7 protein-coding genes are annotated in these 16011 nt (G+C 48.9%); all 7 read left to right on the top strand.

Translation table 11 applies throughout. The features are described from left to right. The 7 genes from AC58U0_RS05215 to AC58U0_RS05185 are packed head-to-tail and all read left to right on the top strand — an operon-like array spanning position 1 to position 15988. Positions 1-849, top strand: a complete 849-nt coding sequence (locus AC58U0_RS05215; protein WP_497377962.1) for a sugar phosphate isomerase/epimerase family protein — start codon at positions 1-3, stop codon at positions 847-849. Positions 850-852: 3 nt separating this feature from the next. After that, the gene (locus AC58U0_RS05210; protein WP_497377961.1) at positions 853-2508 is read left to right on the top strand and encodes a hypothetical protein; all 1656 of its coding nucleotides are present in this window, start codon (positions 853-855) and stop codon (positions 2506-2508) included. 43 nt (positions 2509-2551) lie between these two features. Continuing rightward, positions 2552-5629 carry a glycosyl hydrolase 2 galactose-binding domain-containing protein gene (locus AC58U0_RS05205; RefSeq protein WP_497377960.1) on the top strand — a complete coding sequence of 1026 codons (3078 nt, stop codon included), beginning with the start codon at positions 2552-2554 and terminating at the stop codon, positions 5627-5629. Further along, a complete protein-coding gene (locus AC58U0_RS05200; protein ID WP_497377959.1) occupies positions 5584-7662 on the top strand; it encodes a hypothetical protein in 2079 nt (692 codons plus the stop codon). The genes AC58U0_RS05205 and AC58U0_RS05200 overlap by 46 nt, the downstream gene beginning before the upstream one ends. A gap of 24 nt (positions 7663-7686) precedes the next feature. Then, complete coding sequence (gene lacZ, locus AC58U0_RS05195) at positions 7687-10839, top strand: beta-galactosidase, LacZ type (protein ID WP_497377958.1); 3153 nt, start codon at positions 7687-7689, stop codon at positions 10837-10839. Continuing rightward, positions 10836-12875 (top strand): beta-galactosidase, encoded by a 2040-nt coding sequence (locus AC58U0_RS05190; RefSeq protein WP_497377957.1) that lies wholly within the window; start codon positions 10836-10838, stop codon positions 12873-12875. The genes lacZ and AC58U0_RS05190 overlap by 4 nt, the downstream gene beginning before the upstream one ends. A 26-nt stretch (positions 12876-12901) precedes the next feature. Next, complete coding sequence (locus AC58U0_RS05185; RefSeq protein WP_497377956.1) at positions 12902-15988, top strand: glycosyl hydrolase; 3087 nt, start codon at positions 12902-12904, stop codon at positions 15986-15988. Positions 15989-16011 lie beyond the last annotated feature (23 nt).

Genomic DNA, 16011 nt, shown 5'->3' with positions numbered 1-16011 from the left:
ATGAACAGACTCGGATTCATGAGTTACATATATCTAGGCTGGAGCGCGGAAGCAATCGCCGAGGATGCAAGTAAACACGGGTTAGCTTATGTGCAGATCGACCCGAAGCAAGCTATGCAGGTCATGGACGATGAGCCGTTTTCACTGATACGTGCTGAAAAAATCCGTACCATCTTCGAAAACAAGGGGATTTCCGTCGTAGGTTTATCGGGTTACACCAATTTGCTGAATCCTAACCTTCAGAAGCGGGAAGACAAGTTGAAACAGCTCGAAAAGATGATCGACCTATGTTCGGCTTACGGCACACGGTATATCGCGACGGAAACGGGAAGCCTTCACCCTACTAACGCTTGGCGTGATTTTGAAGGAAACCGGACGCCTGAAGCATGGGATGAGCTGCTGAAAATCATTGATCGTTTGCGGAACCGGGCAGTTAAGAACGATGCCATGTTGTTGATCGAAGGATTTGCACTTAATGTGCTAGCGACTCCGGAACTGGGTGTCCGTCTGATGGAACAGCTTGGAACCGAAGGGTTGGCGCTCATTATGGATCCTTTCAACTATTTGACGCAAGAAGATTTAAGCCGACAAGAAGAAGCAATGGCAAACATATTCGACTGCATTGCTCCACATTCTCCGATTGCGCATGCCAAAGACGCACTTTACCGTGATGGAGTATTTACAACGCCTAGGGTAGGAGCGGGACAAGCGGATTGGAGCGTGTATGCAGCGCTGCTCGCCAGTCAATTACCGGGTGTCCCGTTGATTCTGGAGCATGCAAAGCCGGAAGAAGTAGAGGAATGTTTGGATTTGATCCGAAAATCCTTTGAAAGCGCAGTTAGGACGTGAAGAATGTCTATGACGCATAAACCGAGATTGGGTATACAGGGTCCTGTTGTTGCATGGCAAGATCCGTGGGCAGGGGAAGCTTCAGAGCTTATTATGCGGACGGGAACGGGAAGTATTTGCCCGTCTCAAGACCGAAAGCCTGAGCCTGATGAATTTCTACACGTTTTGCGCGAGTTGGAAGCGGACTTTTATGTTCATCATGTGATTCCAGAAATGAAAGGGTATTCAGAGCTCTTGGCAGATATCGCGGAAGCGGGATTAGACATTTGTCTCGGCAACGAATATGGAAACATTAATGGGCCATGGACGGAAGGAACGAACCGGTATGACGTGCCCGATGAGACGATTATGCAAGCAGCACGCTCAGGTCGGTGCATCGGACTGCTGTATGATGAACCGGAGCATCTGCAAATAAACGCCGGACAGTATCGGCATGACGGGTGGTTTCCACATTGGGGTTGCACCGATGGTATGAATTTGGAAGAGTCGCGCACCAAGGTTGAACGGTCGGTTATGTCCCATGTCCAGCATGTACATAGCGTCTTGGAGCAAGTCGGATCACCCCGCAGTTCCATGCCTTTGATTGCGGAGCATGTGTTTCCTACCATGTTCCACACATTTGCCAGAGCGGGAATGGACATCTGCCCCAAGATTATGAAGGAATCGTTTCAATCTTTGCAGCTATCTACCGCATTGGGAGCGGCCAAACAATATGACAGAGCGCTATGGATTTGCGCCGATTTGTGGGGTCCGGATACAGGAAGGTGGTTCACCCGTTTTCAAGGATTTCCCGGTCACTCTCCGCAGGAATTTGAATCTGCTTTGAAAATGGGCTACTTGATGGGACCATCCCATTTGTTCGTGGAAAATATCGATGTTTTGATGAAACATCGTCAAACTGGATTTGAAACAACCGAATTCGGCGAAGTATGGAAAGAGTTCGTCCGTAAATTTACCCCTGAGCATCCGTTGACCTGGCACCATTCGCAGGCGAATCCGGATATCGCAATCATTCATTCGGATGACGGTAATTACGGTCAGAATGAAAGGTTGTTTGGCAATAGGACACTTGCTAATTCGAGCGGTTCCCAAAGCGTGTTTCACATCTGGCATTTGCTCAGCCGAGGAACGATACCAGCTCATGGCAGCTGCATGCATATCCCAGGCTACGATTTTCCAAGACACGAATTGAAAAGAGACGTAGCATACGAACAATTCCCGTTAGAACAAGGGTATGTTTCAAGCAACGGAAGAAGGGTGCATCCGTTATTTTATCCGGTTAGAAATGTCCTTGCATTTGACGATAAAGTCAGCGTAGAACAGCTGGGACGACCGAAATTGATTATGGTTGGAGGCTCCTCCCTTTCCGCCGAAACATTGTTTGCTGTTATCAAAAGGGCAGAAGATGGGGGAGTCGTCGTGATCGCAGAATGGCTGCTGCCTCCTAATTGTCCGGAAAAGCTAAGGAACAGTGGAAAAATGGGCTTCGGAAAGTGGATCGTCACGAACGATTTTTTGGATGAACGAGTGAAAGAAATCGTCGAACCCTTTTTGGGGGAGGAACGCTGCTGGATGCAGCGCTTTGGCACGACAGAAGTGAGGATGTACCCAAAGGACAGGGACGGGTATACACTCGATTTTGAGATCGCAGCTGTATGAAACGAATCCAAGCGTTAAGGTTTCGGAATAGGGGGAGATAAGTTTGGAGCAAAACAAACATCAGGATCCGTTTGCGGAGATTGCCTTTCGCGAACATCCCGGAAATAAAGACGAATTGCGGGAGATTCCTCCCGTGGCTTATGAAAAAAAATATTTCACTCCGGGATCGGAAAAAGCGACGAACGTATCTCATCACACCTACGAGGAACAAATCGCAATTTTCCATGAAGAGTTGGAGCTGCTGCGCGAGAAGTATCGCCCATTTATGAGAAATTTGGCTCCCTCCTCCACCATGCGCCGCAACCGACAAGCATGTAAGGAGTTTCAATTTCGCTATCAAACGTCTGTGGACGCCAACTTTACGAATGTGCTGGAGGGAGCAGGGGATTGGGAATCGGTGATGGTTCCTGATTTCCGCGGACCGACAGGAGAAAACGGTAAATGGACGGGGTTTTACCGCAGCGAGTTTCCTTATGCTCCCGTTCCCGAAGGGAAGAGAGTTTACCTCGTATTTAAAGGGGTTGACTATAAAGCGACCGTATATCTCAATCGCAAGTGTATTGGCAGCCATGAGGGGTTCTTTGCTCCTTTTGAATTCGATGTGACTGACGTGCTGCAGGACCTCAACACATTGGTCGTTGAAGTGGTTAACGATTATCCGATGATGGGGGTAGGCGGCACGAAGCTGGACGGGGATAAAATGTATGCAGCTACTGGCCCGGGATGGGACGATTCAGCTAGCGGCTGGAGCCACTGTCCGCCAGGTGCAGGCATTTACAATGCAGTCTATTTGGAAGAGCGGTCGTCGTTGTTTATTCAGGACATTTTTGTTCGGCCGAACATCGATGACGGCTTCGTGGAAGTATGGATTGATGTGATGAATACGACGAATAAGCTGAAGGAAAACTTCGAATTGTTTCTTGAAATCCTGCCGAAAAACTTCACCGGTCAAGGGATCCGGCCCATCTCGTTTCAAGCGGCTTACGCCGGTCCAGGTCTCAATTATTACCGCTACAAGGTAGATTTCCCATCTTTTCGGATGTGGGAACCGGAAACTCCTTTTTTGTACATAGCTCGCACTCAAATAAAGAACAGTACAGAATGTGTGGATATCCAAGACCGCACCTTTGGCATGCGGAAATTTCATATGGACGAAAAGGACACACCCAAAGGAACGCTGTATCTTAATAACCAACTGATTATATTAAGAGGCGCCAATGAAATGGGGCACTTGCAGCAATGTGTTATGAACAACGATTACGAGCAGTTAATGGACGATATTCTGATCGCGAAACTTGCTCATTTGAACTTTTACCGCATCACACAGCGTCCTGTTCAGGAAGAAATATATGACTATTTCGATATGCTCGGCATGATGCATCAATGCGATCTTCCAACGTTCGGATTTATCCGCCGCAACCAATTTGTCGAGGGAGTCCGGCAGGCGGCTGAGATGGAGAGACTGATCCGCAGTCACCCGTCTTCGATTATGGTATCGCTGATTAATGAACCTTCACGTACGGAAAAGAGGCGAAAAGGCCACCGTCACTTGCACCGGAACGAATTGGAAGCCTTTTTCGTTGCCGCCAGACAGGCGATTTTCATTGAAAATCCTGATCGTGTAGTCAAAAACGCGGATGGGGATTACAATCCTCCTACCCATGAAGGACTGCCCGATTTTCATTGTTATAACATGTGGTATACGAACAATACGATCTCTGTAGGTAAAATGTACAAAGGTTTTCTTCCCTCGATTAGGACGGGATGGAAGGCGGGGTGCGGCGAGTATGGCACGGAAGGTTTGGATAATGTCCAGTTGATGATGAATCGTTATCCGAAAGAATGGCTTCCATCCTCTGAGAATGAGCATTGGCTGCCAAACAAAATCAATGGAGCCCAAACCTACGGTCTGCATCGAGATTGGTACGCGGAGCAGTATACGATTCAAGAGTGGGTCGAGGCGAGTCAGAAGCATCAATGTTTGGGGACGAAGCTGATGACAGACGCATGGCGCAGAAGGGCCGATTTGGTGGTTTCCACCGCCATTCACCTGCTGATTGACGCATGGCCTGCCGGCTGGATGAAAGCTCTCGTTGGTGTTGATCGGATTCCGAAACCAGCGTACTTCACGTATAAGGAATGTCTAGAGCCGGTACGTATCCATTTAAGGTGCGACAGGTGGAAGGTGTATGAAGGAGAAACGCTGGAAATAGAAGCGTGGCTATTGAACGATACAGCGAAGGATTATGACCGGTGCCGTGTCGTCGTTACGCTTCGTGATGATAACCGGGATTACGGCAATTATGAAATGACAGGCCCTGTGCCTAAGGCGATGTCCAGATATGCAGGTACGATCAGCTTTTCGGTTCCATCGATATCAGATAGACAGAACTTGTACATGGATGCTTGCTTGCTGGATGAAAACGGAAAATTGATAAATAAGGAAAGATTTTCTTTCGAGGCATTTGCAAAAATGAGACATCCGAAATCGCAGAAGATCGCTTTTCTAGATGCGGAATCGGAGCTGCTATGCTCCTTACTGCACATAGAAGGCAAAACTTATAACGGAGATACGCATAAAGAGAGCTCGCTTGTCGTTTCTTCGAAAGAAGTCTTTGATCGCCATCGGCCATCCATCCTCGAGAGGGTCCAGAGTGGAGCCACAGCCGTTTTGATTCTACGTGGTCCAGGCAGTGACTCTTGGGATATCGAAAATACGACGGTCAGAACGGTCAAATTACGTGGGATGTACACATTAGCCGTTCAAAAAAATGACCAGCACTTGCAGTGGATGAAAGCGGACGATTTCTCCTATTTTTATCATTTGACGAACGATAGGATAGATGGGATAACCAATTGTTACCTGCAAGGAGAAGGGATCGAACCGATTGTGTTCGCCTACGACACTCAGGTTGAACCATGTGGTAAACAAAAGCTCCCTGTAGTGGGAAAGAAAACGCTCGGAAAAGGCCAAATCTTCTTCGTATGCTTACCGTTGTCGGGTAGAGTGGGATTCAACCCAACGCTAGATCGATTCTTGATTTCCTTATTGAACGAGAGAGGAGGGGATGATAATTGTACGCCATTGTTAGCCGAGACAAGCAAAAGCGGGCAGAAATAGCGGACACAAGTAATGGAGCACAGCTCATTCTGCGAAACGATGGCGAGCAGTCCCCTCATTTCGCGGGACATTTGGATGAGATGTTCATTTGTTCCTTCGGAAGACCATGGCGTTCAGAATTTGTGCGGTTAGAGGATGTACAAATCACCTCCGAGCCGGATTTGATCCGAATTCGCGGGAAAATGGAAGCGTTAACCTTCACGATGGAGCTAGCCTTCGACGAGCATCATGTATTGAAAATAAACGCGACTTGGGAAAATCGGACGGATCGAACGCTGCATGAAGTCGCTGCGGGATTCCTATTCGTACTGCCAAGGTGGAGTAAGGAAATAGTTACGATTCCCCACATGATCTATAACAACAATCCTTCCGCTGATCCGAGCCGGGTAGTCCCTCGTCTTGGACTAGGGCCTGACAAAGGATTTATTTGCGAAGAACACCGGTTGCCGATCCCTTGCGTGAATGTGGAGTGGACGGAAGCTGCCGAAGCCCGCTTCTTCTCCTTGTTTTCGGTACCTGCGTACATGGAAACGTCGGATGGAGTCGTGCACTACGGCTCACTTGGAGCAATTCAAGAGGAAGACCGGACTATGCTGGCAGCGATGAGCGGAGTCTTGATGTTTAATGGCGAGAAGGATTTGTATTATGTGGGTAAAAACAAAACAGGGCCTTATCACGGCGGTTATTTGGACTTCACACCTGGGTTGTCATTAACCAAACAGTACGCTCTGGATTGGGGAGCTGCTGCTCATCACGGGCAGGGCTTTCGCGAAATTGTTCGCAAAGGCTTGGAGCTGTTTGCGCCGATAGGGGCAAAGCCGCACTCACTCGAAGAGATGATCCAGCTGAAGAAGAACGCTCTGGACGATAGATGGAGGACTGACGAACATGGTGCCGCCGGATATGTGAAATTTTCCGATTCGAATGAGTTCGGCAACATCTCTAAACGTCCGCTGCACTATATGTACGGATGGACGGGACAATGTTTGAAGCTGGCATGGTGCGACGCCAAGTTAGGGTTTATCCAAGGCCTGGAAGAACGGATCTCCCATTGCGAACAGGCCGTAGACTTTTATTTGCGCGAAAGCCGAGCCGATGTTGCCGGTATCAGACATGGCGCGTATCGGCTCACGGAAGGGCAATGGGATGACTTCAACTGGAATAAGCAGGCTGTCGTTTCCAGCCGTGCTCTCGGGGAAACCATTGCCGATTTGGCGGAAATCATTCTTTTGTTCCGAGAAATGGGCAGGGAAGTTCCTGCTTACTGGGTGGAGGCGCTGCACGAATCGGCTGATTTCTTTCTTGCCGGTGCCCTACCGTCAGGCATTTTTCCGGCAGCTTGGCTGCTGGATGGCAGTTCGGCAGAAGATAGGATTACAGCGGCCGGATTGCCTTGCCTGATTGCAGTTGTGAAGGCTTATCGGGTTACAGGTGAAAAGCGGTATTTGAATGCTGCCGAAACGATGATGCAGCGTTATTATGAGCAACACGCCCTGACATTCGAACGGCCATTTGCACGCTCAACACTCGATGCGAACTGCGAGGATAAGGAAGCTGGCATGTACTTCTTCCTGGCCGCTTATGAATTGTATGTCTTAACAAAAAATGAGCGCTACTGTGAATGGGCCGAAATTTCAGGGGATTGGATTCTTACTTACGTTTATATGTGGAACCCCGTGTTTGATCGGGGGTCACAGTTCAGGAACGCGGGGTTTACAGCCACTGGATGGCCGGGAGTAAGTGTGCAAAATCATCATCTTGACGTGTTTTTTCCGACCTTCGAATTTTGGCATTTCGGTCGGTTAACCGGCAAAATGCAATACGAGCAATTCGGACGAATGGTTTTCGATGCCATGGGGCAGGGAATATGTACGAAACCAGGAGAATGGAATTTCACCGTGGTTGGCGAACAGGGAGAAGGCTTTTTCCAAACGCATTGGCATCACCGGGGACATAGTAACAAATGGAATCCATCCTGGGTGACTGCGCTTGTTCTGCATAATGCCTTACGATTCCGAGATGTTGTTGAATGATAATAAAGATTGGGGGACAATCACGTGAACGATAGAGCTATTCCGGATTGGGAAAATCTAGAGATTCTTGGGCGGAATATGGAGCCGCCGCATGCCGGATTTATTCCCTACGGCGATATGGAGACAGCGCTCGATAACGAACGGGCTGTGTCGCCTTATTTTCAATCATTGAACGGCAATTGGAAATTTTATTATGCAGAGAGCCCATCCCAGGCTCCTGAACGTTTTTACGATTCGTATTTCTCGTCTGATGACTGGAATACGATACCTGTGCCTGGCAATTGGCAGATGCATGGATATGGCCGTCCGCATTACTCCAGCAGCTACTATCCTTTTCCGATCGACCCGCCGCATGTGCCGAATGATAATCCGGTTGGGTGTTACCGTAGAAGTTTTATCATTCCCGATTCGTGGGATGATCGGCAAGTATTTCTTGTCTTCGAAGGGGTCGACTCGGCCTTTCATGTGTGGGTGAACGGACAATTCGCTGGGTATGGACAGGGTAGTCACATGCCTTCGGAATTTCGGGTCACCTCGCTGCTGCATCCGGGAGAAAATATAGTTGCTGTGCAGGTATATAAGTGGAGCGACGGCAGTTATTTGGAGGATCAGGACAAGTGGCGGTTGAGCGGCATCTTCAGGGATGTCTATGTCAAAGCAACCCCTCATGTCCATATCCGTGATATTGCGATACAAACTAGCTTCTGTGAAAATCATGAAGATGCCGTGATCGGTCTTCGGCTTAACTTGAAAAATTATGCGGACTTAGATTCCGGTCAACATACATTACGGATATCGCTTTTGGATGAAGCTCGACAATACGTTAACGAAGAAACCGTCATTTCTTCCCTTCTGATGAGAGCGAACGAAGAGAACGTGCTTGATTTGGTAATCGCGGTCTCAGCTCCGCGTAAATGGTCGGCTGAGGAGCCGAATTTATACACTCTCTTGTTCATGCTGGAGGATGATCAGGGGAATTTGCTGGAGGCGGGGAGTGTGGCTATAGGATTTCGTGACATCGCCATCCGTGACGGTCAACTCTTCATCAACGGCAAGACGGTGATTTTGAAAGGGGTCAACCGCAACGAATTCCATCCAGATTTCGGGTTTGCCATTCCCTACGAATCCATGATCGAAGATATACGCTTGATGAAACAATACAATATGAATGCCGTTCGTTCTTCCCATTATCCGAACGATACGCGTTGGCTTGATCTGTGTGATCGTTACGGGTTGTATGTGATCGACGAAGCGGATCTAGAAACTCACGGCTGTCATTTTATCGACAACGAAAGCCATTTGGCCGAGGATCCTCAGTGGAAAAAGCCGTTCCTTGACCGCGCCATACGGATGGTTGAAAGGGATAAAAATCATCCTTCCATCATCATTTGGTCGCTCGGAAACGAATCGGGCTACGGTCCCAACCATGACGCCATGGCTGAATGGGTACGTCAGGCCGATCCCACGCGCCCCATTCATTATGAACGTGCCAAGGATGCTCCGATGGTCGATATTGTCAGCTGCATGTATCCCTCCTTGGAAGCTTTGATCGAAGAGGGGGAGAAATCAGATCCCAGACCTTTCCTGATGTGCGAATTCGCTCATGCCATGGGGAATTCCGTCGGCAATTTGAAGGAATACTGGGATGCCATTTACAAATATCCGCGATTGCTAGGCGGCCTAATCTGGGAGTGGGCGGATCTCGGAATCCGGCAAAAGCTCGATTCGGGTGAAGAATGGTACGCTTATGGCGGTGATTTCAATGATCATCCGAACAGCGGACATTTTTGTATAGACGGATTGTTATTCCCTGACAGGAAAATCAAGGCTTCGATCATTGAGTTTAAAAAAGTGATCGAACCAGTAAAAGTAGAGCCGGTCGATGTACGGGCCGGAATTGTGAAAATCCAAAATCGATATGACTTTATTTCCCTTGAACATATTGTCGGGTCTTGGTCCATTCTGTGCGATGGAGTAATTGTGGAACAGGGTGAACTGCCTGAACTTGATGTGCCCGCCAGAGGAGAGGCTACCGTCTTTATCCCTTGGAAAAAGAAATTCGGGCAATCAAGCGGCGAGTTTTGGCTCCATATCCGATTTACTTTGCGTGAAGCTTCTCGTTGGGCGCCGCAAGGGCATGAAATTGCTTGGGCCGATCTGCCGATTCCAGCCACACATCAGGCCGTTCCGTCCATCAAATTGGAATTGATGCCTAGCTTGCAATCTTCCGAAACGGATAGGTTCCTTCGGATAAAAGGGAACGATTTCACCTTTGAATGGAGCAAAACTCGCGGTGAACTATCCGGACTTGAATATAACGGCATACCGCTTTTAATCGCCGGTCCGAAAGTTCAAATCTGGCGGGCAACGATCGATAACGACTCACGTCAATCAAAAGAGTGGAAGAAGGCTGGATTCGATGCACTGACTCATCGCATGCACGATATGTCGATTCAATTTCAAAAGCACGCTGCGCAAATTACGGTAAAGTCGACGCTTGGCGCGGCTGGTCTGGGAAACTGTTTTACAACATGGATGACCTATACCATCTACGGATCTGGTGATGTCATCATCGAGACCCGCGTCATACCACGCGAAGGACTTCCCCCGCTGCCGCGGTTGGGATTACAAATGACTATGCCTGACGGATTCGATCAATTTTCGTGGTTCGGCCTCGGCCCGCACGAGTGTTATATCGATCGGAAAGAAAGTGGGCGGCTCGGCGTGTACAGCGGATCAGTACAAGATCAATTCGTCCCATATATTAAGCCGCAGGAAAACGGTAATAAAGCGGATGTGCGTTGGGCGGCAGTAACGAACGCTCTGGGAACTGGTCTGTTCATTGGTGGAATGCCGAAGCTGGATGTCAGCGTGAGTCATTATTCCACCGACAATTTGACCAAAGCAAAGCATACCTTTGATTTAATCCGTCTGAACGAAACCATTGTGAATATGGATTATCGCCAAGCACCGCTCGGCAATCATAGCTGTGGAGAAGCTCCCCCGCTCGATGGGTATTTACTTCATCCTGCGGACACTATGTTCTCATTACGGCTGAAGCCTTTTTCCACAAGAGATCGTTCTCCGATGAATTTGAGCAAACGACAACCGGAGCCTTATAGAAGGGAAGAACGTGAGCAATCCGTACCGATATCGAAACAGGAGGTGAACCTATGATCAGCCGCAAGTTTCCAAAATTTTTATTTGGCGGTGATTATAACCCTGAACAGTTTCCAAAGGAAATATGGGATGAAGATATGCGGCTGTTTCAATTGGCCGGAATCGACATTGCCACACTCAATGTCTTTTCATGGTCCTTGAATCAGCCGGATGAGGAGACTTATAGATTCGATTGGCTGGATGAAGTGATGAGTAAGCTGCATAAAAACGGAGTCCAAGTATGCATGGGTACGAGTACGGCTGCGCATCCGGCTTGGATGGCGAAGAAATATCCGGACATTCTGACTATGACCTCCGATGGAAAAAGAAGAAAATACGGTAGAAGACACAACTCTTGTCCGAACAGTCCGACCTTCCGTCATTACGCCGGACTCATGGCGCGGAAGCTGGCACAGCGGTACAAGAACCACCCGGCTCTGCTTCTGTGGCATGTAAACAATGAAATTGGAATTCGCTGCTACTGCGACAATTGCGAGAAGGCGTTTCGCGATTGGTTAAAGATGAGGTACGGGACGCTGGAGCAGCTGAACCAGGCATGGTATACCCGTTTCTGGGGTCATACGTTTTACGATTGGGATGAAATTGTACTTCCCAGCGCGTTAAGCGAAGGATTGTCAGGAGGGAATTCCGATCAAACCGCTTTTCAAGGCATCACTCTCGATTATTATCGATTTAACTCTGACAGCTGGCTGGATTGTTATCTCATTGAATACAACGCAATTAAAGAGGAAATACCCGATGCAATCGTCACGACCAACTTCCAAGGAAATGGGACTTACAAGCCACTTGATTATTTCAAATGGGCGCCCCACTTGGATATTGCGGCGCTCGACATTTATACCGAGAACCATACGCCGGAAAGCTACATGGCGCTTAGATACGATCTCATGCGCGGCTTGAAAGACGGTGCTCCCTTTATGCTAATGGAGCAAAGTCCGAGTGTGATTAACTGGAAAACGGTGAATCCTGTCAAAAGACCTGACGTCATGCGGCTCCGCAGCTATCAGGCAGTAGCCCGCGGGGCGGAGTCGGTGATGTTCTTTCAACTGCGCCGTTCCCTTGGCGCTTATGAGAAATTCCATGGTGCCGTCATTGATCACGCGGGTCACGAGAACACCCGAGTCTTTAGGGAATGTGCAGAGCTCGGCAAGGAATTGCAGCAGTTGGGTGATCGTCTGTTGGACTCGCGTATGAAGAGCAGAATCGGCATCCTATTTGATTGGGACAATTGGTGGGCTGTTGAGCTAGGGGGCGGTCCATCAACCTATATCAAGTATTTGGATCAAATCCAGAAATATTATGACGCGTTTTACGAGAATCATATCCAAGTCGATTTGATACATGTCAACACGGACTTAAGTCAATACGATCTGGTTCTGGCTCCGCTTTTGTATATGGTTAAACCTGGTTACGCTCAAAAGCTGGAGCGATTTGTGGCGGATGGCGGGACGTTCGTAACTTCATTTTATAGCGGGATAGCGAATGAAAATGATGTGGTTACACCGGGTGGTTATCCGGGTGAGCTGCGTAAGCTTCTGGGCATTTGGGTGGAGGAGATCGACGCTCTTTTTCCGGATCAAAGAAACCTTATGGTTATGAAGCAGGAGCTTGGACAACTTCAAGGATCGTATGAATGCAGTTTAGTTTGCGAAATTGTTCATCTAGAGGGAGCGGAAGCGCTCGCAGAATTCGGCAGTGATTTTTACCAGGGATCACCGTCCTTGACCTATCATCGCTTCGGAAAAGGTGAGGCTTGGTATGCAGCCACGGATCCAAGTCGGGAATTTATGCAGCAATGGATAAAGGCTTTATGCGAGCGCAAAGGGATTTCCCAATTGTACGACGCACCGCCGGGAGTTGAGGTTACGCAGCGTGAAAAAGACGGGGTTCGGTATACTTTTGTGATGAACCATAGCGATCAAATTCAAAAAATGAATATAGGGAAGAACGAGCAGAAGGAGCTGCTGTGCGATCTAAGCGTCAGTGGTGATATCGAGCTCGAACCAAAGAGTATCATGATCCTGCAGGCGTAAATATGTTTAGATGGAGGCGAATGCCGATGGAAATAAGTGAATATTTACGTGAAAAATTCGACCATCCATCGGTCGAATACAGGTCGGTGCCGTTCTGGGCATGGAACGATCGTCTAGAAGAAGAAGAGCTGGTCCGTCAAGTGAACCAAATGAAGGAACAGGGAATGGGCGGATTTTTCATCCATTCTCGAGATGGATTGGAAACCGTTTACATGGGACGCGAGTGGATGGCATACACCCGGAAGACGGTGGAAACCGCTGAAGAGCTCGGCATGCATGTATGGCTGTACGACGAGGACCGCTGGCCATCCGGCTTCGCTGGAGGACTTGTGCAAGACAGAGGCGGGGACGCATTCCGCGCCAAAGGTTTGACGATGGAGGTATACAATCAGATCGGTTCGGACGATTTGACAGATAGCGTGGCGCTGTTTAAGGCCGTCATCGACGATAGAAACTTGGTACGCTGCGAGAGACTGCATGATGGCCAATTTATCGCGTTGAATGAAGATGAAGTCCTATTGGTCTTCCGCGTAGAAATTTCCGAGCGAAGTGCGTGGTTCAATAACGAATCGCCGCCTGATAATTTGAATCCGGAGACGGTACAGGCGTTTATTGATATCACCTATGAAGCCTACAAGAAAGAGGTTGGGGACCATTTCGGGAAAACTATCCGTGGCGTATTCACAGATGAACCTAGCGTGCACGACAGTCACTGCAAGTTTACTGCAGGTCGTGGTTGGCTTCCGTGGAGTTGGTCATTTCCTGACTTTTTCCAAGAAAGACGGGGCTACGATCTCTTGGATGTCATACCCTACATGTATTTTAATGGAGAGTATTCCTCCCAAGCCCGTCATGATTACTGGTGGACGCTCACCGAAAGATTCAGCGAGTCGTATTCCAAGCAGCTAGGTGAATGGTGCGAGATCAACGGTATCGACTTCACTGGTCATTATCTCTGGGAAAATAATATGGGCACGGCCACCCGCGTATGTGGAGCTGTTATGCCTAACTACCGGTATCAGCAGGTTCCGGGTATCGATATGTTAACCGAGCAGACGAACGAATACATCACGGTCAAGCAATGCACAAGTGTAGCGAACCAATACGGTAGAAAGTTCGTTCTCTCCGAAACATATGGATGCACCGGCTGGGCGTTCACCTTCGAGGGACAAAAGTGGGTGGGAGATTTTCAATATGTGCTAGGTGTTAATTTGAGGTCACAGCATTTGGCGCTTTATTCGCTCAAAGGCTGTCGGAAGAGAGACTATCCCCCCGTGTTTAACTACAACACGAGCTGGTGGAAATACAATCATGTGATGGAAGATTATTTTGCCAGATTGTCGTCGGTATTGACGGAAGGCAGACCAATCCGCGATGTGCTCGTCCTTCATCCTTCTTCCACCGCTTGGAGCATGGTCGGTACGGGACCGTACGGCTTCCCAGCTCGAGGAAAGGATAGGGATGTCTCCGCAACCAATACGTTTGGTCATGAATTCAATGCGTTTCTAGGCAAACTGCTCAGGGCGCATTACGATTTCGATCTCGGCGATGAGATCATCATGGCGGAAACGGGGGAAATACGCGGGGGGAACCTGGCCGTGAATCTGGTGGAATATCCTATCGTTGTCATTCCGGCAATCCAGACGATGTTGAGCAGCACCTTTCGGCTGCTGTCAGACTTTTTGGAGGCAGGGGGAAAAGTGATTGCCGTAGGATCGCGTCCGACGATGATCGAGGGTAGACCGACGGGCCTGCTATCAGAACTTTACGAACACGCGAACATGACCGTCGTCATGAACATCGAAGATGCGGTCTTAGCTCTGGAACGCATACAGCCTCGGCGAGTCAGCTTAACGAACACGCAATCGATTGAAGCGCACGAGATGTTGTATATGCTGAGAGAAATAGGCGATTGTCGCGTTTTGTTTGTCGTGAATAACGATCGACAGGGTACGCATCGGATTAGCATAACCATGGAGGGCACCGGCAGCGTGGAAGAATGGAATGCGCTGACAGGAGAAGCGAAGGACGTGGAGATCGTCATCCGTGAAGGGTACGTTCATTTCGAGGACGTGTTCGGTCCTGCAGATTCCAAGCTATATATAATGAATGCAAATAAATCGGTAGAAAGCCACCCCGTACTAGGCAGGAGTAGTGCGGATGAGTCTTCTGTGACGGTTGTGGAGCTTGGTCCAGATTGCCGATTCACACGCACGACGCCTAACGTATTGACTTTGGACACCTGCTCATACCGATTAGAGGATGGCGATTGGTCGGAAGAAACCGGTGTATGGCAAGCCCAAAGAGCCATTCGGGACACCTTAGGCATGAGACAGGTTTATTACAACGGGCTTGAGCAAAGGTATAAATGGATTGACGAGCCGCATCCGGAGAACGGTACGTCAGCAGTGTTCAGATTCACATTTCAAGTATCGGTCATGCCAGCGGATGACGTTTATCTCATCGTGGAGTCCGCGGAATATTACGACATTCAGCTTAATGGCGAAATGATTTCGAACCTACCTGCAGGTTGGTTTCTCGATCGAACGTTTGATAAGGTGCTTCTCCACGGACTAAGAGAAGGTGCGAATGAGCTGCTTTTATCTTGCAAGTACCATAACCGCATGGAAGTAGAGGATATTTACCTGATCGGCGATTTCGGGGTCGATGCCGACAGGGCGGTTGTGGCGGAGCCTGAAACACTGAAGTTCGGAGACTGGTGCTTGCAAGGTTATTTCCATTACTGCGGCAGCATGATCTACCATTTCGACGTTATCGTGGAGAACAATGCGAAGAACCGGATGGTGCTTGGGTTCGGTGAGTATTCCGCGGTAACGGTTGAAGTGCGGGTAAACGGCAGAACGGCGGGGCACGTGCCTTGGCGGGCTGCGAACCAACTCGACTTGACGGAGCATCTTAACGATGGAGCTAACCAGATTGAAATCGAAGTTATGGGAAGTCCTCGCAACATGCTCGGCCCTTTTCATCATACGGCTGGTGATACGTCGACGACCAATTGGGCATCTTTCCGCAAAGAAGGCGACGCGTACACGCCGGATTATAAGCTGCGCTCATACGGTTTGTTTGACCAAATCAAGCTCTACCGTATCTGATTGAATGAAGAGACAGAAATGGA

Source organism: Paenibacillus sp. J31P190 (assembly GCF_059692075.1).
The sequence above is the reverse complement of the archived record's forward strand: the minus strand, read 5'-3'. Positions and strand labels throughout refer to the sequence as shown.